The sequence below is a fragment of the Ideonella margarita genome (assembly GCF_038066635.1).
Taxonomy (GTDB): domain Bacteria; phylum Pseudomonadota; class Gammaproteobacteria; order Burkholderiales; family Burkholderiaceae_C; genus Ideonella; species Ideonella margarita.
In genome coordinates, this window is sequence record NZ_JBBUTI010000008.1 from 242,281 (window position 1) to 260,983 (window position 18,703).

17 protein-coding genes are annotated in these 18,703 nt (G+C 63.3%); 7 read left to right on the plus strand and 10 right to left on the minus strand.

Features of this window, described 5'->3' with window-relative positions:
* Nucleotides 1-2 precede the first annotated feature (2 nt).
* Nucleotides 3-941 (minus strand): ABC transporter permease, encoded by a 939-nt coding sequence (locus AACH00_RS13520; protein ID WP_341399676.1) that lies wholly within the window; start codon nt 939-941, stop codon nt 3-5.
* A gap of 184 nt (nt 942-1,125) precedes the next feature.
* Here AACH00_RS13520 and AACH00_RS13525 point away from each other — a divergent pair, with 184 nt between their 5' ends.
* A complete protein-coding gene (locus tag AACH00_RS13525; RefSeq protein WP_341399677.1) occupies nt 1,126-3,000 on the plus strand; it encodes an ABC transporter substrate-binding protein in 1,875 nt (624 codons plus the stop codon).
* Nucleotides 3,001-3,039: 39 nt separating this feature from the next.
* Nucleotides 3,040-4,905 (plus strand): ABC transporter substrate-binding protein, encoded by a 1,866-nt coding sequence (locus tag AACH00_RS13530; RefSeq protein ID WP_341399678.1) that lies wholly within the window; start codon nt 3,040-3,042, stop codon nt 4,903-4,905.
* A gap of 39 nt (nt 4,906-4,944) precedes the next feature.
* On the opposite strand, the gene AACH00_RS13535 is transcribed toward AACH00_RS13530, so the two are convergent.
* Together AACH00_RS13535 and AACH00_RS13540 are read right to left on the minus strand one after the other, a co-directional pair.
* Nucleotides 4,945-5,757: a DnaJ domain-containing protein gene (locus AACH00_RS13535; RefSeq protein WP_341399679.1), complete on the minus strand. Its 813-nt coding sequence runs from the start codon at nt 5,755-5,757 to the stop codon at nt 4,945-4,947.
* A 123-nt stretch (nt 5,758-5,880) separates the two neighbouring features.
* Nucleotides 5,881-6,807, minus strand: a complete 927-nt coding sequence (locus AACH00_RS13540; RefSeq protein ID WP_341399680.1) for a LysR family transcriptional regulator — start codon at nt 6,805-6,807, stop codon at nt 5,881-5,883.
* Nucleotides 6,808-6,933: 126 nt separating this feature from the next.
* Between AACH00_RS13540 and AACH00_RS13545 the strand changes: the two genes are divergently transcribed.
* The gene (locus tag AACH00_RS13545) at nt 6,934-7,116 is read left to right on the plus strand and encodes a hypothetical protein (protein ID WP_341399681.1); all 183 of its coding nucleotides are present in this window, start codon (nt 6,934-6,936) and stop codon (nt 7,114-7,116) included.
* A gap of 52 nt (nt 7,117-7,168) precedes the next feature.
* Here the strand turns inward: AACH00_RS13545 and AACH00_RS13550 are convergent, their stop codons facing one another.
* Nucleotides 7,169-7,570 carry a hypothetical protein gene (locus AACH00_RS13550; protein ID WP_341399682.1) on the minus strand — a complete coding sequence of 134 codons (402 nt, stop codon included), beginning with the start codon at nt 7,568-7,570 and terminating at the stop codon, nt 7,169-7,171.
* 24 nt (nt 7,571-7,594) lie between these two features.
* Nucleotides 7,595-8,119, minus strand: coding sequence for a hypothetical protein (locus tag AACH00_RS13555; RefSeq protein ID WP_341399683.1), 525 nt, complete (start codon nt 8,117-8,119; stop codon nt 7,595-7,597).
* Nucleotides 8,120-8,320: 201 nt separating this feature from the next.
* Here AACH00_RS13555 and AACH00_RS13560 point away from each other — a divergent pair, with 201 nt between their 5' ends.
* Nucleotides 8,321-9,967 carry an AmpG family muropeptide MFS transporter gene (locus tag AACH00_RS13560; RefSeq protein ID WP_341399684.1) on the plus strand — a complete coding sequence of 549 codons (1,647 nt, stop codon included), beginning with the start codon at nt 8,321-8,323 and terminating at the stop codon, nt 9,965-9,967.
* Between the two features lie 23 nt (nt 9,968-9,990).
* The gene (locus AACH00_RS13565) at nt 9,991-10,944 is read left to right on the plus strand and encodes a M48 family metallopeptidase (RefSeq protein WP_341399685.1); all 954 of its coding nucleotides are present in this window, start codon (nt 9,991-9,993) and stop codon (nt 10,942-10,944) included.
* A 39-nt stretch (nt 10,945-10,983) separates the two neighbouring features.
* Here the strand turns inward: AACH00_RS13565 and AACH00_RS13570 are convergent, their stop codons facing one another.
* The 4 genes from AACH00_RS13570 to AACH00_RS13580 form a co-directional block, all read right to left on the minus strand.
* Complete coding sequence (locus AACH00_RS13570) at nt 10,984-11,622, minus strand: MBL fold metallo-hydrolase (RefSeq protein ID WP_341399686.1); 639 nt, start codon at nt 11,620-11,622, stop codon at nt 10,984-10,986.
* 443 nt (nt 11,623-12,065) lie between these two features.
* A complete protein-coding gene (locus AACH00_RS13575) occupies nt 12,066-13,628 on the minus strand; it encodes a DUF2326 domain-containing protein (RefSeq protein WP_341399687.1) in 1,563 nt (520 codons plus the stop codon).
* A 52-nt stretch (nt 13,629-13,680) separates the two neighbouring features.
* Nucleotides 13,681-13,902, minus strand: a complete 222-nt coding sequence (locus tag AACH00_RS19875; RefSeq protein ID WP_423221933.1) for an ABC-three component system middle component 7 — start codon at nt 13,900-13,902, stop codon at nt 13,681-13,683.
* Entirely contained in the window at nt 13,889-14,713 is an 825-nt protein-coding gene (locus tag AACH00_RS13580) for an ABC-three component system protein (protein WP_341399688.1), read from the minus strand. Before AACH00_RS13580 ends, AACH00_RS19875 begins: the two co-directional genes overlap by 14 nt.
* Nucleotides 14,714-16,067: 1,354 nt before the next feature.
* On the opposite strand from AACH00_RS13580, the gene AACH00_RS13585 reads away from it, so the two are divergent.
* Both AACH00_RS13585 and AACH00_RS13590 read left to right on the plus strand, forming a co-directional pair.
* Nucleotides 16,068-17,084: an SHOCT domain-containing protein gene (locus AACH00_RS13585; protein WP_341399689.1), complete on the plus strand. Its 1,017-nt coding sequence runs from the start codon at nt 16,068-16,070 to the stop codon at nt 17,082-17,084.
* 312 nt (nt 17,085-17,396) lie between these two features.
* A complete protein-coding gene (locus AACH00_RS13590; RefSeq protein ID WP_341399690.1) occupies nt 17,397-17,624 on the plus strand; it encodes a hypothetical protein in 228 nt (75 codons plus the stop codon).
* A 160-nt stretch (nt 17,625-17,784) separates the two neighbouring features.
* Here AACH00_RS13590 and AACH00_RS13595 read toward each other — a convergent pair whose 3' ends face one another.
* Complete coding sequence (locus AACH00_RS13595) at nt 17,785-18,450, minus strand: hypothetical protein (RefSeq protein ID WP_341399691.1); 666 nt, start codon at nt 18,448-18,450, stop codon at nt 17,785-17,787.
* Between the last annotated feature and the right edge of the window lie 253 nt (nt 18,451-18,703).

The window sequence follows — 18,703 nt, forward strand, 5'->3', positions numbered from 1 at the left end:
GCTCATTTCAGCACCACCCGCGGGTCAACGACCTTGTACATCAGGTCGGTGCCCAGATTGATCAACATCGTCAGCACGGCCAGGTAGACCGTGGCGGCCTGGATGACGGGGTAGTCGCTGCGGTTCACCGCCAGCAACACCTCGCGGCCCAGGCCCGGGATGGAGAAGAACACCTCGATCAGGAACGAGCCGACAAAAATGCCCGGCAGCGCCAGACCGACGTTGGTCAGGATGGGGATCAGCGCATTGCGCAGCACATGCTTGAACAGCACCGTGCCCTCGCCCAGGCCCTTGGCCCGCGCGGTGCGCACGTAGTCCTGGCCCAGCTCGTCGAGGAAGAAGCTGCGGTAGAGGCGCGTTTGCGGCGACAGGCCCACCGCCACGGCGAGCATCACCGGCAGCGGGCAGAAGACCAGCAGGTTGGTCAGGGTGGAATCGCTCCAGCCCTGCACCGGGAACCAGCCGAGCTGGAAGCCGAACACGTACTGGCCCAGGATGACGTAGACCAGGAAGGAGATCGACAGCGCCACGGTGGTGACCACCATGATGGTGCGGTCGGTCAGTGAGCCGCGCACATAAGCCACGCCCAGGGCGATGGGCACCGCCAGCAGCGTGTCGAGCAGCAGGATGGGCGTCATCACGGTCAGCGTGGCCGGCATGCGGCTTGCAAACAGGTGTGACACCTGCTCATTCGTGGCCCAACTCTTGCCCCAATCAAACGTGACGATCTGCTTGACGAAGATCCACAGCTGGAACCACCACGGCTCATCCAGACCCAACTGCTGCCGGATGGCGGCGATCTGGGCCTGGTTGGCGTTCTGGCCGGCCAGCAAAACGGCAGGATCACTGCCGAAGAATTTGAAGAGCACGAACACCAGCAAGATGACCCCGATCAGGGTGGGCACCATCTGCCAGAGACGTCGTATCAGGTAGGCAAGCATGAGGCTGACGACACGGTTGAGCCCCGAAGCGCTTGTGGCGCAAGGGCGGGAATTTTCAGAATGCGCGAGTGTAGGCGCTGCGCGAGAGGCCCCCGGCTTATCGCAAACCCCGTGCCAGGGCTGGCCGTGGGTGCATGGCGGGCCGGATAGACTGCGCGCATCGCAACCTTTGCTGAAACGGCACATGAGCCGAACACAGTTCTTCGCGCAGGCCACAAGCCGGGCGCTTCTTGTTGCACTCACGGCGCTGCCGTGGTGCCTGCCTGCTGCACACGCTGCGGACGCCCCCGCCGGCGCCTCCAGCAGTGCCGCCGCTTCGGCCACGCCGCTGAAGGTGGTGCGCTATGCGTTTCCGGCCGCCGAAACCGGGTTTGACCCGGCACAGGTGTCGGACCTGTATTCGTCCACGGTGATCGCCCACATCATCGAGCCACCGCTGGGCTACAACTACACCGAGCGGCCCATCCGCGTGCAGACCGTGACCGCGGCTGCGCTGCCCGAGGTGTCGGCCGACTTCAAGACCTGGACGGTGCGCATCCGCCCGGGCATCTACTTCGCCGACGACCCGGCCTTCAAGGGCCAGAAGCGTGAGCTGACGGCCGCCGACTACGTCTACTCGCTCAAGCGGCATTTCGACCCACGCTGGAAGAGCCCGAACTACAGCTCGCTGCAGGACGCCGAGCTGCCCGGGCTTGAAGCCGTGCGCCAGAAGGCGCTCGACCAGCGCAAGCCGTTCGACTACGACGCGCCGGTGGCTGGCATCCAGGCGCTCGACCGCTACACCTTCCGGGTGCAGCTGGGCAAGGCCGATCCGCAGTTCAACCTGAACCTGGCCAACCCGCTGCTGTTCGGCGCCGTGGCCCGCGAGGTGGTGGACGCCTACGGCGACGAGATGATGGGCCACCCGGTGGGCACCGGGCCGTTCAAGCTGACGCAGTGGCGCCGTTCCTCGCGCATGGTGCTGGAGCGCAACCCGGGCTTCCGCGAGCAGGTCTACGAGAGCCAGCCAGCCGCTGACGATGCGATGGGCCAGGCCATGGCCAAGCGCTTCAATGGCCGCAAGCTGCCGATGATCGACCGCATCGAGTTCGCGATCATCGAGGCCGCGCAGCCGACCTGGCTGTCGTTCCTGTCGAACGACTTTGATCTGGTCACCGTGCCGCTGGAATTTGCCGCCACCGCGGCCCCGGGCGGCAAGCTGGCGCCGAACCTGGCGCGCCAGGGCATGTCGCTGGAGCGCGTGCTGCGGGCCGACCACACCTACACCTACTTCAACATGGAAGACCCGGTGGTGGGCGGCTACACGCCGGACAAGATCGCGCTGCGACGCGCCATCAGCCTGGGCTATGACAACAGCGCGGAGATCCGCGTGGCGCGCCGCGGCCTGGGCATTCCGGCCACCAGCATGCTGGTGCCGCACACCACGGGCTACGACGCGGCCCTCGACTTCGGCTTCAGCGAATACGACCCGGCCAAGGCCAAGGCGCTGCTCGACATGTACGGCTACGTCGACAAGGACGGCGACGGCTGGCGCGACATGCCCGACGGCAAGCCCATGGTGCTGGAGTACTCCACCCAGAGCGACACCACCAGCCGGCAGTTCAACGAGCAGTGGGCCAAGTACATGAAGGCGATCAACGTGAACATGAAGTTCATCGCCGGACAGTGGCCCGACCAGTTCAAGAAGGCCAAGGCCGGCACGGTGCAGATCTGGTCGCTGGGCAACAGCGCCACCTCGCCCAACGGCGCCAACTTCCTCGAAGAGGCCTACGGCCCGCAGACGGGCTCGGGCAACCTGGCGCGCTTCAAGCTGCCGGCCTACGACGCGCTGGTCGACCGCATCGGCCAGCTGCCCGAAGGCCCGGAGCGCCTGGCGCTGATCAAGCAGGCCCAGACCTTGCTGGCCGCCTACATGCCGATCAAGCCGCATGTGCACCGCTTCCGTCTGATGGTGTCGCAGCCGTGGTTCCTCGGCTACCGCGACCACCCCTTCGCCCGCGACTTCGGCCGCTATGTGGATGTCGACACGACGCGCCAACCCGCCGTGCGCAAAGACTGATCCCGCGCTCTGCGCCCTGAATTTCTGCTGTTGATTCCCATGACCGTGTCTGTTCTGTTCAGCCGTCGCCGCGCGGCCCACACCCTGGGCGCCCTGGCGCTGGCCTGTGGTGGCCTCATCGCCCCGGCATCAAGCCCCCTGGCCGCTGATGCGCCTGCCGCCGCAGCCGCCACTGCACCCAAGGTGCTGCGTTACGCCTTCCGCGTGGCTGAAACCGGGTTCGACCCGGCCCGCGTGAGCGATTTGTATTCGCGCATCGTCATCAGCCACATGCTCGAAGGTCTGTACACCTACGACCACCTGGCGCGGCCGATCAAGATGAAGCCGCTCACCGCCGCCGGCATGCCGGAAATCTCGGCCGACTTCAAGGTGTTCACCATCAAGGTGCAGCCCGGCATCTATTTCACCGACGACCCGGCATTCAAGGGCAAGAAGCGTGAGCTGGTGGCGGCCGACTACGCCTACGCCATCAAGCGCTTCGCTGACCCTTCCACCAAGAGCCCTGGCTGGGGTGACCTGGAAGAGCTGAACTTCATCGGCCTGAACGCGCTGCGCAAGGAAGCGCTCGACAAGCGCAAGCCCTTTGACTACGACCGCGAAGTGCCCGGCGTGCGCGCGATTGACCGCTACACCTTGCGCCTGGAAGTGACCGAGTCACGGCCGCGCCTGACCGAGACGCTGGCCAGCGGCGACACCCTGGGCGGCATCGCCCGCGAGGTGGTGGAGTTCTACGGCGACAAGATCGCCGAGCACCCGGTGGGCACCGGCCCGTTCAAGCTGGCGCAGTGGCGCCGCAGCTCGCTCATCGCGCTGGAGAAGAACCCAGACTACCGCCTGCGTTACGACGCCGAGCCCGCCGCCGACGACGCGGCCGGCCAGGCCATGCTGGCCAAATACAAGGGCCGCCAGCTGCCGATGGTGGACCGGGTCGAGGTGTCGATCATCGAAGAGAACCAGCCGCGCTGGCTGTCGTTCCTGAACAAGCAGCAGGACTTCCTCGACCGCCTGCCCGAAGACTTCGCCACCATCGCCATCCCCGGTGGCAAGCTGGCGCCGAACCTGGCCAAGCAAGGCATCCAGGCCTTCCGCCAGCTGAACCCCGACATCGTGCTGACCCTCTACAACATGGAGGACCCGGTGGTCGGCGGCTACACGCCCGAGAAGATCGCGCTGCGCCGCGCCGTGAACATGGCGATCGACATCGAGCGCGAGATCAACCTCGTGCGCCGCGGCCAGGGCATTCCGGCCCAGGCCATCACCGTGCCGCACACCACCGGCTTTGATCCGAAGTTCAAGTCGGAGATGGGTGATTTCGACCCGGCCCGCGCACGCGCGCTGCTCGACTTGTACGGCTATGTCGACAAGGACGGCGACGGCTGGCGCGACCTGCCCGACGGCAGCCCGCTGAAGCTGACCAAGAACACCCAGCCCGACCAGCAATCACGCCAGCTGGACGACCTCTGGCAGCGCAACCTGAAGGCCATCGGCATCCGCATCGAGTTCAAGTCGGCCAAGTGGCCCGAGAACCTGAAGGCGGCGCAGGCCGGCAAGCTGCAGATGTGGGGCGTGGCCTCGTCCGCGTCGCAGCGTGACGGCCAGAGCGCACTCGGCCGCCTGTACGGCCCGATGAAGGGCGGCGCCAACCTGGCCCGCTTCCAGAACGACACCTTCGACGCGATCTACACCAAGATGCAGGGCCTGCCCGACGGCCCCGAGCGCGAGGCGCTGTTCGTGGAAGCCAAGCGCATCAGCGTGGCCTACGCCCCGTACAAGAACCACCTGCACCGCTTCGTGACGGACATGGCCCACCCCTGGGTGGAAGGCTACCGCCGTCCGCTGTTCTGGCAGGACTGGTGGCAGTACGTGGACATCGACACCAGCAAGCAGCCGGTCTCGACGCGTTGAGGTGCTGAGGCGCTGAAGTGCTGAAGTGCCGCCTCGGCCTTACGCCGAGGTCGACACGAACTGCCCGCGCGGCTGAAGGAAGCGCGCGGTGAGCAGGCGGGCATGCACCAGCTGCTGGCTGGCGTGCCCGTGGCAAGACACCACCTCGGCCAGGGCGTCGATGGTGTGATCGCGGATGCGCAGCACGCGCCCGGCCGGCAAGGGTGCCGGCGCCAGAAAACTCAAACCCGTGAGCGACATGTCGCGCCAGCGCGCCGGCAGCAGTGCGCCGGCCTTGCCGAGCTGCACGGTCAGTGATTCATCGCGCGGCATGCGCAGCGAGGCGCGGCGGCCGAACAGCTCTTTGCCGACGTGGTCGGTGTCGGGTGCGGGGCTGAGCGGGCTGTCGCAACTGGCGCAGCGGCTGTCGGCCAGCAGGCGCGGCGGCAAGGTGTGCTGGCACAGCGGGCACTGGCCACGCTGGCGCCAAAGGCGGGCACCGGTGGGCGGTGCCGGCTCGGCGGGCGCGGGTGCAGCGGCAGGCTGCGGTGTGGGTTTGGGTGCGGCTGGAGCGGGTGAGGCGTGTGAATCAGCCGCGCGGGCCGAGGCGCCGGCAGCGGACGATGCCGCCCCCTTGCGCTGCCCCTTGAGTTTGGCGGCCAGTTCGCGGTCGTAGGCGGCGCGGCGATCGGCGTCACCCAGCACCGCCCAGGCCTCGTTCAACAAGGCCGCCTGTTCGTGGTCACCGCCCAGGTCGGGGTGGGCCCGAAGCGTGCCCATCAACACCCGGTAACTGGCCTTGATCACCTCGACGGGCGCGCCGGGCTGCACATGCAGCAGGCGGTAAAGGTTGCGGCGGTTGGGGCGGCTCATGGGGTGAACGGGCGGGCCGGCAGGGGCCAGAGGTTGCTCGATGTTGCCAGTGTCACCGTTGGCACGCTGCGCGAACGAGTGTCAAACCATGCGACTACCCCGCTTTTCTGGCGCCATCCCGGGTCAGGCCGGCTTGAGCCGCAACGCGATGGCGTCGCCCACATGCTGCATGAAGGCGCGCACCCGGGCGGTGTCGCGCAGATCGGGGTGGGTCAGCATCCAGACGGGCACTTCCAGCTCCGGCAGCGGATCGGACACGGGCATCAGCTCGGGGTGCCGCTCTTCCATGAAGGTGGGCAGGATGCCCACGCCCACGCCGGTGCGCAACATCGCGGCCACGGCGTTGAAGATATCGACGCGCACGCGGATGTGCGCCGTGGCCAGCGCCTGGCGCATCCATCGGTCATACACACGCGCCTGGGCATCACGCTCGAACGCCACCCAGGGCGCATCGGCCAGCAAGTGGGCGAGCGGGGTGATGGTCTGGGGCAGGTCAGGCGCGCCGCGCAGGGCGTAGACACGGCATTCAGACAGCCCCAGCGGCCGGCCGACCAGGTGCTCGGCCACATGGGCCGACAGCCGCACGGCCACGTCGGCTTCGCGCTGCGTCCAGCTCTGGCCGGGCTCGCTGCTGCGGCGGGCCAGGTCGACCAGGAACGCGTTTTCCATCACCTCCACCTCGATGCCGGGGTAGGTGCGGGCGAAGCTGGCGAGTGGCGCGGGCAGCAGGTGCTCCATCACGACGAAGGCGGTGGTCACGCGCAGCTCGCCGGTGAGTTCGCGGTCGCGGCCCATCACGCGGCGCTCGATCTCGTCGGCCTGGTCAGCCATGCGCCGGGCCTGCTCCAGCACCAGCGCGCCGGCCTCGGTGGGCTCGTAGCCGGTGCGGTGGCGCTCGAACAAGCGCGCGCCGAGGCGGCTCTCGAGTGCATCCAGGCGCCGCAGCACCGTGGTGTGATTCACGCCCAGCTGCCGGGCCGCGCCACCCAATGACCCCGCATGCCCGATCGCGAGGGCATATCTCAGGTCGCTCCAGTCCAGTCCAGCCATGAGGCGGAGTGTCCCACATCACTGCAAATATGCAGAACGCAGATGCACATCAAGCAGTTGTATGCAAAACAGCGAATCCATAGAGTTCGCTCACGGCATCAGCGTCAGTGCTGCAGCCGACCACCCATGACACGCCACCCCTTTTCACCGTCAACGCTGGACCTGCTGCCGGGCGAAAGCCAGCAGCCACCGCTGCGCTTGCTGCAACACCCCGGCCCGCGGCAGCAAGCCCGGGCGCTGGTGGTGCTGCCCACCTCGCACTGGCTGGCGCGCCTGGGCGGCGCCGCGCGGCGGGTACTGCTGGGTTGATGGCGGCAGGCTGATCACGGCGCGCCGTGGCGCCCGCGAGCGGTTTGAACGCTCAGCGCTTGGGCGGCGCCGGCGGCTCTGATTCGTCGAACTGCGTTGGCTGGAACGAGGTGCCGGAAATCACCTGGCCCTCTTCGGCCACGTCCAGCAGGCGGCTGACCTGCTCACGCACACGGCGAATCTCGTCTTCCGCGGCGCGCAGCTCGATGCCGTGCTGGTGCTTCAGCGCTTCAATCTGCTGGGCATGACGGCGGTTCAGGCTCTCGATCTGTTCGGTCAGCTCATGGTGGCTTTCACGCATGCGCTCCAGGGCGCGGCGCTGCTGGCCGTCGGCCAGCGCCAGCTTGGCCTGCTGGGCCTGCTTCTTGGCGCGCATCGGCCCCAGCACCAGTGCCAGCATGGCACCCACCACGGCGCCACACACCAACCAAGCTGCAGAGAGAAAGAGATCCATGGACAAAGCCTGAAAAAGCCCGGCTCAAAGCCGCGGCGGGGACGTGGACACGATGGTGTTGGCGAATTCGGTGGCCATGGCCGTGGGCGCACCTGCGGAGCCGCCCTGGGTGCGCAAACGCTCAAGTTCAGCCTCCAGGTTCTTCACCTGGGCGGCGTGGGCCTTGTGAATGCCATCGACCTGTTCCACCAGCACCGACATCAGGTGCGCCAGCTCACCGGAGTGCGCTTGACGCAATTCTTCAAGTTGGCGCTCCTGGCGAATTTTTTCAGCTTCTTGTTGCTGGTTTGATTCAGAAAACGCCCGGGCGTGTTGCTCCGTCAGGGCTTTGACCTTGGCTGCGAGCTCCAGATTGTTCTCACGCAGGCGCTCAAGCAGGCGGGTCTGGGCACTTTCAGAGCGGAAACCGGAGGCCGGTGGCACGCCGGGCAGCTGCGAATGCAGCATCGATGGCCGATCAGCTTCGGCTGGCGGACGCACCACGCGGCGCTTCGATTTGGCCTTCTGGCGCTTGCGCCGCACCGAGTCGATCCAGATGCCGAGACCCAAGCCCCCCACCGCAGCCACTGCGATGACTTGCCAAAACCAAACCGGGTTATCCGACATCTGAAACCGCACTCCACTCTGAGGTTGGGCCGGGCCAGTCCGATGCTGGCGGGCCCGTGTAGTTATCGCTCTATTGTGACGCGGCCAGTCAATGGCCGCCAGACGAGAATGTGGCGGCTCGAAACCGGCTCCTAGAATCGTCGGATGCCTGCCACCCCCGATCAGCTGACACCCGGCCCTGCCGCCCCCGCCCCCCGAATGAGCCGCGGGGCCTGGCACCGCCTGCTGGTGGTGGCCGTGCTGGGCTTTGCCTCTGGCCTGCCGCTGGCCCTGACCGGCCAGGCCATGCAGGCCTGGCTGAGCGTGGAAGGGCTGGACGTGGCGGCCATCGGCTTTCTCAGCCTGGTCGGCCTGCCCTACACCTTCAAGTTCCTGTGGGCGCCGCTGATGGACCGCTTCGACCTGCCGCTGCTGGGGCGGCGGCGCGGCTGGCTGGTGCTGACGCAGCTGTTGCTGGCAGGCGCGCTGGTGGTGCTGTCGGCCACGCCCCCGCGTGAATCGCTGCAGGTGTTTGCGCTGGTGGCCGTGGCGGTGGCGTTCTTGTCGGCCTCGCAGGACGTGGCCAGTGACGCCTACCGCACCGACCTGCTGCCCGCGCGCGAACGCGGCCTGGGCTCATCGCTGAACGTGATGGGCTACCGGATGGCGATGATCCTGTCGGGCGGCGTGGCCCTGATCTGGACCGACATGGCCCAGGGCGGCGGCCGCACCTGGCCGGAGGTGTATCGCCTGATGGCTTTGCTGATGGCCGGTGCCGCGGTGCTGAGCGCGGTGCTGCTGCCCCGCCTGCCGGCACCTGCAGCGCCCAGCGGCGCGGCAGACCCCGCTGACGCCCACCAGCCCGGCAGCGCCCGCAACGACGTGCTCGGCTTTCTGGCCGTGAGTGGTGCGGCGGTGGCCGGCTACCTGATCACTGACCTGCTGTTTGGCCCGCTGGCGCACCGCCTGCTCAACCCGGTGCTGGCTGGCAGCAGCCTCACCCCTGCCTTGCAGCAGCGCTGGATCGACCTGGTGGCCCTGCTGGCCGGCCTGGCCTTCACCCTGCCGCTGGCCGGCTGGGCCGCGCGCAAGGCCCGCTTCAACACGCTGCTGAACGGCTTGCAGAACTACTTTTCACAGCCGGGCGCGGTGGCCTTTCTGGCCTTCATCATCTTGTACAAGCTGGGCGATGCGTTTGCTGGTTCGCTGATGACGCCATTCCTGCTGAAGAGCATGGCGTACACCTCGGCCGAGGTGGGACTGGTCAACAAGGTCATGGGCCTGTGGCTGACCATTCTTGGCGCGCTGGCGGGCGGGGCGCTGATGCTGCGCCTGGGCCTGTGGCGCTCTCTCATGGTGTTCGGCGTGCTGCAACTGCTGAGCAACCTGGGCTTCTGGTGGCTGGCCACTGCGGGCAAGGGCGTGCTGCCCGGCCTGATCATTCCGGCGTTTGACCTGGGCTTCGTGCAGCTCGCCCAGCCCACGCCAGTAGACGGCGGCTTGCTGATGGTGATTGCCTTCGAGAACCTCTCGGGCGGCATGGGCACCGCCGCCTTCCTGGCGCTGCTGATGAGCCTGACCAGCCAGCGCTTCACCGCCACGCAGTTCGCGCTGCTGAGCGCATTTGCGTCGGTCGGTCGGGTGTGGGTGGGGCCGCTGGCCGGTGTGCTGGCCGCCTCCATCGGCTGGCCGAGCTTTTTCATCGTCTCCACCGTGCTGGCCGCCCCGGCGCTGGTGATGCTTTGGCGACTGCGCCCGAGTGTGGAAGCGCTGGTGCGTGACGACACCCAGAACCTGCCCACCGACGACTGACAAGCTGCACAATCAACGCCACCATGCCCTTGCCTTCGCACCTGCCTGACGGCACCTCCCCGCACTTCTGCACCGATGCCGAGTTGACGCTGCCCGCGCTGGCGCACCGCGGCGATTGCCGCTGCGCCCTGCACGCGCGCCGCCGCATGGCCACCGGCCTGGTGGCGGGCACGCTGCTGCCTGGCGCCGTATTCGCCCAGGAAGGCGTGCGTGGTGACGTGGGCCGTGAATCGCGCTTCACCAAGCTGGTGTCGGCCGACCAGGTGGAGCAGGCCGCGAACCAGCAATACGGCCAGATGAAGCGAGAAGCCGCCGCCAAGCGTGCGCTGGCCGGCGACGACAACCCGCAGCTGCAACGCCTGCGCGCCATTGCCCAGCGCATCATTCCGTACACCGAGGAATGGAACCGCCGCGCCACCAACTGGCGCTGGGAAATCAACCTGTTCGGCTCAAAGGAGCTGAACGCCTTCTGCATGCCCGGCGGCAAGATCGCCTTCTACTTCGGCATCCTGCAGCGCCTGCAATTGAGCGACGACGAAGTCGCCATGATCATGGGCCACGAAATGGCCCACGCGCTGCGCGAGCACGCCCGCGAACGCATGGGCAAAACCGCGGCCACGCGCATCGGTGCCGGCCTGGTCAGCTCACTGCTGGGCCTGGGCAACCTGGGCGACGCGGCGCTGAACATGGGCGCGCAGATCCTGACGCTGAAGTTCAGCCGCGAAGACGAAAGCGAAGCCGACCTGGTGGGCCTGGAACTGGCCGCGCGCGCCGGCTACGACCCCAGCTCGGGCGTGACGCTGTGGCAGAAGATGATGAAGGCCAGCGAAGGCGCGCCGCCCGAGTTCCTGTCGACCCACCCGTCCGGGCCTTCGCGCATTCAAGACATTGAACGCACGCTGCCGAAGGTGGAGCCGCTGTACGACCGGGCCCAGCGCCCGCCGCAGCGGTTCAACCCGCCGCCACTGCCGCGCTGACACCGGGCATTGGGTTGGGCAGGCCCCAGCCCTGAACGCTCAGGTATTGCCCACGTAGGGGTTGGTGCGGCGCTCACGGCCGAAGGTGCTTTCCGGGCCGTGGCCGGGGATGAACACCGTGTCGTCACCCATCGGCCACAGGCGCTCGGTGATGCTGGCGATCAGCGCGGCGTGATTGCCCTGCGGGAAATCAGTGCGGCCGATGGAGCCCGCGAACAGCACGTCACCCACGAAGCAGCGCTTCGCCTCGACGCTGTGGAACACCACATGCCCCGGCGTGTGGCCCGGGCAGTGGCGCACGTCCAGCGTGCACTCGCCCAACGTCACCGTGTCGCCGTCCGCCAGCCAGCGCGTGGGCGTGAAATGCTCCGCCGGCGGAAAGCCGAACATCTGGCTTTGCTGCGGCAAGCCGTCAATCCAGAACTGGTCACCCGGATGCGGGCCGATGATGGGCAAGCCCAACTCCCGCGCCAACTGCCCCGTGCCGCCCGCATGGTCGATGTGCGCATGCGTGATCCACAGGGCCACCAGCTTCACACCCAGCCGCGCCACCTCGGCCTTGAGCACCTCAATGTCACCACCCGGATCAATGATGGCCGCGTCCATGGTGCTGTCGCACCAGACGATGGAGCAGTTTTGCTGGAAGGCGGTGACGGGGACGGTGAGGTAGCGGAGCATGGGGTGGCCTGTTTTTGACAACTAGGTGTCGACTCTGACAAGTCTGTGTCGACTTTTGGGGGCATTTTGGCAGGGGAGTTTCCAGGACTGTGTCGACAACTGGGGGCTTGGGACTGTGTCAGGTTCGCAAGGCACAGATGCGGCCAATGGAGGCCATGGCCCAGGTCCGCTGGTCCTGCTGGACTAGCGAACCTGGGCCATGGCGGCCGGCCTGACTCCAAACGTGGAGGACTGCTTTTCAGCGTTTGTTGACGTTCCCTCTGCCGAGTGGGCTCTGCCAGCAATATGCCCAATGCTGGAATTGATAGGGTGGCAGCAGGAGGCTGTCTGGAGTTGCTGGTCTTTTGGCGTGCCAACGGCCGCTGCAAACTCAGCGCGACATGCTCACGTCGGCCGGCGCGAAGCTCGGCAAACGGTAGACCCAACCAGCGCCCGCAAAGCGACTACTTTCGAGTGCGCCAATCTTTGATGTACAGCAGGTCGTCGTGAGCAAGCTTCAAGACTGTGAAGCGCTTTAGCAGCTGCTCCACATCCGGCCCAAACTTCTTCGCCTCGTCGAACGACAGAAAAATCTGCTTCGACTGCATGGCTGCCAGGATGCGCAAAATGCGAGCAGTCGCTTGCACCTCGATGTTCTTGTAGATAACCGAGTCGTGAAGCGCCATCGGCAACTTAGTGAGCGACAGCATCGCAAGGTCAAACCCCACCAGGCCTGCGAAGGACTTGCCAGTGCCGGTGTCGTCCGGTGAGGTGAAGAGATAAGACCCAGCATTCTTAATGCGGAGTTCTGAGGCGACCCGCGACGGACCATAGACCACCTTGTTGAACGGCCTGAGCTTGCTGTTCACTTGGCCTTCGATGGCCAAGAAAATTCCTGCATAGATGTCTTCTAGTCGATTGTTTGAGTCTTTGACAGAGGCGTCGATGTTGAGCTTGCTCTCGTAGTGATAGTTTTCGGCAGCGGCCTTGTCGACGGCACCTTTCAGTTCGAAAACGCGATTGAACACGTCGTCAGGTAGGCCCTTTGACTGCAGTGATGCCTGGATCTCACCATCCACCTGAGCCAGCTCCGACGCTGTTGCACGCTCTTCCTCGAAAGTGGCAGCCAGCTCATCCTTCAATTCCTTCTTAACGATGCTGCCAATCTTCTGGTGGAAGGCCTCAACCTGTTCGAGGCGCTGCACGTCAACCGTCGGGAAGAAGTCGGCGACCAGCGCAATATTGGCAGCAAGGCGTGGTGTGATGCCCGAGATCTCCCGCTCAAGGCGGCGCACCTTGGTCTGAAGTTCGATGCGATGGCTACCAAGCTCAAGCTTGCGATACTGCTTCTTCTGCAAGTCTTGGTCGAACAGCGACTCATAGGCAGTGAGGGCGCCACTGAACCCGTTCTTTAATTGCTCAATCTGAGCCTGGTTGGACGCGATTGACAGGGTGTTCTCTAGGTACTGGGGCTTGGTGATCTTCGGGATGATGCTTGCAGTCATGGAGTCCCTGATGAGCTTCTTGCGGCTCTTCAGACCGTCCAAAGTCTTGCGCTCTAGTGCCACATCAGGGCTTCGGCCGAATAGGTCAACCAGGCGGTTGATGGCCGCTGCGACTGGCTCCTTGTCTGCGCCAACGAACGGGTGGCTTGGGTTCAGCCCGCCTTTCTTCCAAATGCGCGAAAACGGATTCACGATGGACCGGAACGTGCCCTCCAGCTCGTCCAGCCCATACAAGCGCTTCAATAGCCTGTTGTACTCGTCGATTCCAAGCTCGCGCTGTGCCTCGTACTCTGTGTTGCACTCATGCACTAGGTCAGGGCTATCGGTCGCGCGTGAAAAGTACATCCTCTCGGCGCCGAACTCGAACGAAAAGTCGTAGCGATGCGGCCCAAGCTCACGGATGGCGCCCGCATCGTCCCTCTCTGCGAAGGTCGAGCCACCGAAGACGAAGTCGATGACCATGAGAACCGTGGATTTGCCAATGGAGTTCTTGGCGTCATCGTCTCCGAGGATGACATTCAAGCCAGGGCGGAAATCAATCGATGAATGGCTGAAGTGAACGCATCGGATTTCTTTAAGCATAGTCAATCGAGCCTGTCTCCACTTCAATGGTCAGCATGCCGAGTACGTACAACACATCCAGGGCGTGAAGGAACTCCGTCGCATCCTGAAATACGCCGTGAGTGCGGTGGTAGACATCCTGCACGGTCTCCCCTTGCGATTTTCCCATCAAGACCTTCCGCATCTTGAACAGTGTCGACTCCTCAAGTCGTGTGAACTTGCTAGGGACCAACATCGAAGACCTCACAGTTCTGTACGAAGAAGGAAGTAAGTACCTTTGCGGCTAGAAGTGGTCTGCCAGTTCGAGCGCTGATCCACTGCGCGACGAAGTTGAATACTGCGTCCTTGTTGCCCGGGTTTTGCCGCTGCATCGCCAAGTAATAGGTATTGATCTGGCTCTGCAGTAAGCGCACGGCTACTTGGTCACTCTGCTCCAACATGCGGATCTGGTCCCGGATGCGCACATAGAAAGTGATGGCCTGATTCTTGATCTCATGCCTTTGCAAAGGGCTCATCCCCGTACTTAGCTTTTTGTCCACGGTCGTGGCGTCGAAGCTGGGTGGAGGGATGTCTAGCTCGGTGTTGTTCAGTGAAGTAATTCTGTCCAGGATTGCGTACACCTCTTCCTGAATCGTGTAGTCGGACACCGTTGCGTTGGCGCGCGCCTCAGCGAGAAAGCCGTCCTTGATTTTTCTAAGCTTGTCCATCTCATCCAACCTGAAGTCCTTGTCGTACTTCGTGTGGCAGGAGGGGCAAAGCGCAATGACGTTCTCGAGCGCATTAATATCTTGAGGGGCGGCGCGGCCAATAAGAGCCGTGACTTGGGACGGTGTCGGATTCAGCGGGTAGATATGAGCCACTTCGTAGCCTTTGTTCAACCTGCTCGAGCCCGGCTTACGAAAAAGAATTGACTTCGAGCACAAGGGGCAGCACCCGGAGGTCTCCGCGTACAGGATGCTGTGCTCGTTATCGCCGTAGCTTGTTCTTGCCGTCGCCATTCGAGGACCTTGCTGAGATAGCAGAGCCGCAAGACCGAATTGCCGCATGCTCGTTCGCTATTGGCGAATCGTACCAAGGCATCTTGGTGGGGTTCGGCCTAGTAAGGCGTCATGTGTCGTGAATGACGTCAGATCGCAACGTCAAGATTTCCGCGTGCAGGCTCATATGTGGCTGACGGGCAGCTAGCACTCGTAGAACTATGGCAACCGGTGGCCCCTACGCAATAAGAGGGCAAACTAGCGACCTGCGCCGCAGATCTCAAAGCTGTGCCATCAAGAAGGCGCAGCAATTGTTTAGTTGAAGAGGACGACCAGACGTCTTGCGATGGTTAGGCAGAGGCAGCCAACTCCCGACGCCTCAATTCTCAGGCCGGTAGGCCCAACCGCGGCCTGACATGACGCCGCGAACAACGACTGCCGAGGATGGCACCTAAGTCCAGCAGCTCGGCTGCACCCACTTTGCGCACCTGCGTGTCGTAATCGAAGGCCTACCCCCCAGGCGGCCTCCCACTACAACCTGGCCGCAGGCACGCCGGCCAGCTCAGACGACGGCTTTTGGCGAGAGCAGTCACCCAGTCCCAAACCGCGAACAACCGCGATCAGTCTGAAGCGGTCGCTGGAGCTGAGCTATTCGGCACTTCATGACAAGCATGGTGAGGCCCTCGAATACGAGCTGCGTAAACGGAACGGTCTCGCTGGCCATCAAGTCCCAGGATGGGCCGCATGCGGTCGCATGGACTCAGATTCCTCCCTCGGCGTCAGCATCCAACTCTGCTGGCAAGCCAATTCAGCACCGAGATGGACATCGCAGAAGCGCTCCCAGCCTGTCATAGACCAGCATCCGCGACGCGCTGATACCAACGCAGCGTCAAGAAGAGGCCCAAGCAACACTGCGCCACTGGGAGCCACGATCGTTGCCTGACGAACCGTGCGGCCGAGTTCCACGTCATGGCACTCTGCGACGACTAGTTCGCCCACCACCAAGTTGTGCCACATGAGATGCCTCGGCAGCAATTTGCCGCCGCGTCTAAATGGAACTGCCTCGAAGATCATTGCGTCAGTCTGAAGGCTGACAGGCTCACGGCGTGCGCCAAAGAACGAGCTAGGCAGTTGGCCGAGCGCTAAGCAGAAGGAGTCTGAGCGTCGGTGGGCGTTTATGTTCAGTTGCGGCCTATGTCATTGTCGACGTGCTCGCGGACCTGAGATAAGAGCGTATTCGAGTTGCTAGTGGCCGCATCTGCTCAGTTGCTCGCGCCTCCTGAAAACCCCAGCCGATTCATTTCCCGTCTACTGCTCTTCTTTAAAGCGTGGCTCAGGCTGATCACCGCTGCACGCCTTACCCAGCCTGGCTCAACGAAGCATCCTGTGCGGCAGAACGTGGCAACTCAACTATCATGTGTGAATGATCTCGATGATATGGAAATGGACTTGTCGCGGTGGCGCAGTGTTGGTCGGGGCCTTTGGCCTTTTGCTATTCGCCAAACTTATCTTTGCCAAGCATTTCGACGTCCTCGCAATGGTAGTAGTGCCCTTCGTGGGAGTTTTTTTTCTCGCTCTTGCCTACAAAATTTGGCCAAAGCAAACTCCGCTAGAGCAAAGGAACCACCGGCAAGCAAAGTTGGGCAAGTTGGCGGACATGATTACCTCGCCAATGACTGAGTTGACTGAGTTGGCTGGAGGAATTGCCGCGTCAGCGATCGAATCGGCTAAAGAGATTGCCTCATCAGCGATTGTTCAGCGCTTTAAGAACGCCGGCAAAGCTGCCAGTCGCGAAATGGCTGAACAGCGAGAAGCGCGATACAACGCCCAACAGTCCCTAGAACGCGAGCGCCTGCGAATTGAGGCTCTTCATGCCAAATTCATTGACCAAATCAAAGAGATCGCAACATCTCCATTGATCCTGGCAAAGGTGTTCAGTGCTGGCGAACTGGCAATGAAGCGCGATGAACCCGTTTACGTGACCCAAACTACGAATGGAGTTTGCATCGCCGTCATGGATGCTCGAAAGCGATTTGACATCCCGTGGGATGACTTGCTTGGCATAGAGGCGACCGGGACTGGAAAGTCAACCCGGAATGCTGGGATCGTAGGTGGGGGGCTGGGCGTCGAAGGTGCAGCAACTGGGATCCTCGTTGCGTCGGCTTTGAACGCTATCTCCACTCGAACGAGCTTGGACTCCTGGTTGACACTTCGTACTGCGACCAACGAGGTGGTTTTCAGCGTGCTGCAAAGCGATCCACGCGAAGTACGTGGCATGCTCGCTCGCGCATTCGCCGTTGTGGGTGCCAAATCAGTTGCGAAACCTGAGGGTACAAACGGACTTGCCGCAGAACTGAGCGTGTTGTCCAAGCTTCATGCGGACGGTGCACTGACTGAGGCCGAGTTCAATTCTGCAAAGGCGAAGCTGCTCGCGAAGTGATGCGCGCAGAACGCGGAAGCACTGTCCCTTTGATCTGTTGATTTTGACGATCGCGTCGGACTGATCCAATTTACAACATGGTTGGTAGTTCTAGTTGATCTACCAGATTGGGGCTCTGGCATCGGTGATGAACTCCAATCGGTGGGTCAACTCGGCGTGATCCAAGCGGGTCAATCTTCCACGAACATCAATACACAGCCAACCAGATCAGCGCATTCCAAGCGAAGCTGGATCTAAGCTTGAGATTCGGTCAACTGGTGCCACCGCATATTCAAGTGCACCGCTCAATATGAAAACTGGGAGTTATTGACTTTGAAGTACCTCGTCACTACCGCCGCACTTAGCGTCTTTTTGACCGGATGCGCTGCACCGCCTCGAGTGGAGTGGACCAAAGAAGGCGCAAGTACCCACGACCGTGAAAGCGTTTTGTCCGAGTGCCTTTACAGCGTGAAGATGAACAAGGTCGGCATGACTGAGCAGGATGAACTGGTCGGACTTTGCATGAAGAGCAAGGGCTATCGCCTCCGCAAGGTCGGCTGATTTACCTAAGCCATAGGGGCGCAGGCCCCTATGCAGCGCTTCGCGACAGGGGCGGTTGATCTGCCAATGTGCGCTGGCACCGCGTTGCTGATTGGCACAAACGCGGTGTGGTTTTTGCACCCGTTGTCTACATAGGCGATGAGAGCAAGATGAAGTCCCGTCAAGACTTGACCCGCTTCATCACCACCACCCCAAACACCCCCGGATGATCCCCTCGGTCAGTCTCCAGGTTCCCCGGCCCCGCGTGCATCAGCGCCGCCTCCATCAGAATCGCCAGATACTGCCCGTCAGCGCCAAAGAACATGCCGCGCACCCGGTACTTTGGGTCGTTGACAAAGTGCTTGTCGGGTTGGTCCGGCTGCGTGTGAAAGCAGTCGCTGTCGTAACGGCACTTCTGGATACTGCCTTCGGCATTGATGTAGCTCTGGGTGATTCTGAAGTGCGTCAGGCCACCAAAACGCTGCGCCGGCGCGCTGGGGGTTTCGTCGATATTGCGCTTCACGGGCAGGCTGATGGTTTCGCCGCCTCGCCCGCTTTCAACCTTGAGCTGCAAGACACCGCTGAGCTGCTTTTCCAGCGTCAGCTCCAGCTGGGCATCGCGCACCGTCACCTTTTCCTGGCGCAGCCATTTGTTGGCGCTGCCGTAAACATGGCGCATCAAGCTGGCCGATTCCAGTACAAAGCGCACGCTGCCTTTGTCTGACAAATCACTCCAGGGCGTGACCTTGCCGGTCAGAAAGCGCAGGTATTGCTTGGGGTCGGTGTTGGCTTTGTAGCGGCGCTCCAGGGTTTCTTGCCCCACCACCAACCACCAGGGTTGTTCCACCTTCGGTGCAGCCACCGTGCGGTTGTTCAGGCGGCAGCAGCGGGGTGCGCCTTGTTCATACCGGCCCCACCACAGCTCGCCGGTTTCACCCCAGTGGCCTTGCTCCACCGGTGTGGCCGCGCTCAGATCCATCATGAAGCGCCCCGGGTTTCATGGAGGCCCGTTGGGTTAAGTCAGGCTTCCGTCAAGGCAGTCTGACTGGCGAGTTGCCGGTAGTAGTTTGCCTCAGCCTCTGCGGGTGGGATGTACCCGA

Coding starts and splice junctions, on each gene's coding strand:
- AACH00_RS13580 (WP_341399688.1), bottom strand. CDS start 14,713: ATGCGGCAATTCGGTCTTGCGGCTCTGCTATCTCAGCAAGGTCCTCGA.
- AACH00_RS13545 (WP_341399681.1), top strand. CDS start 6,934: ATGACACGCCACCCCTTTTCACCGTCAACGCTGGACCTGCTGCCGGGC.
- AACH00_RS13550 (WP_341399682.1), bottom strand. CDS start 7,570: ATGGATCTCTTTCTCTCTGCAGCTTGGTTGGTGTGTGGCGCCGTGGTG.
- AACH00_RS13585 (WP_341399689.1), top strand. CDS start 16,068: ATGATCTCGATGATATGGAAATGGACTTGTCGCGGTGGCGCAGTGTTG.
- AACH00_RS13520 (WP_341399676.1), bottom strand. CDS start 941: ATGCTTGCCTACCTGATACGACGTCTCTGGCAGATGGTGCCCACCCTG.
- AACH00_RS13570 (WP_341399686.1), bottom strand. CDS start 11,622: ATGCTCCGCTACCTCACCGTCCCCGTCACCGCCTTCCAGCAAAACTGC.
- AACH00_RS13530 (WP_341399678.1), top strand. CDS start 3,040: ATGACCGTGTCTGTTCTGTTCAGCCGTCGCCGCGCGGCCCACACCCTG.
- AACH00_RS13540 (WP_341399680.1), bottom strand. CDS start 6,807: ATGGCTGGACTGGACTGGAGCGACCTGAGATATGCCCTCGCGATCGGG.
- AACH00_RS13535 (WP_341399679.1), bottom strand. CDS start 5,757: ATGAGCCGCCCCAACCGCCGCAACCTTTACCGCCTGCTGCATGTGCAG.
- AACH00_RS13525 (WP_341399677.1), top strand. CDS start 1,126: ATGAGCCGAACACAGTTCTTCGCGCAGGCCACAAGCCGGGCGCTTCTT.
- AACH00_RS19875 (WP_423221933.1), bottom strand. CDS start 13,902: ATGTTGGTCCCTAGCAAGTTCACACGACTTGAGGAGTCGACACTGTTC.
- AACH00_RS13560 (WP_341399684.1), top strand. CDS start 8,321: ATGCCTGCCACCCCCGATCAGCTGACACCCGGCCCTGCCGCCCCCGCC.
- AACH00_RS13565 (WP_341399685.1), top strand. CDS start 9,991: ATGCCCTTGCCTTCGCACCTGCCTGACGGCACCTCCCCGCACTTCTGC.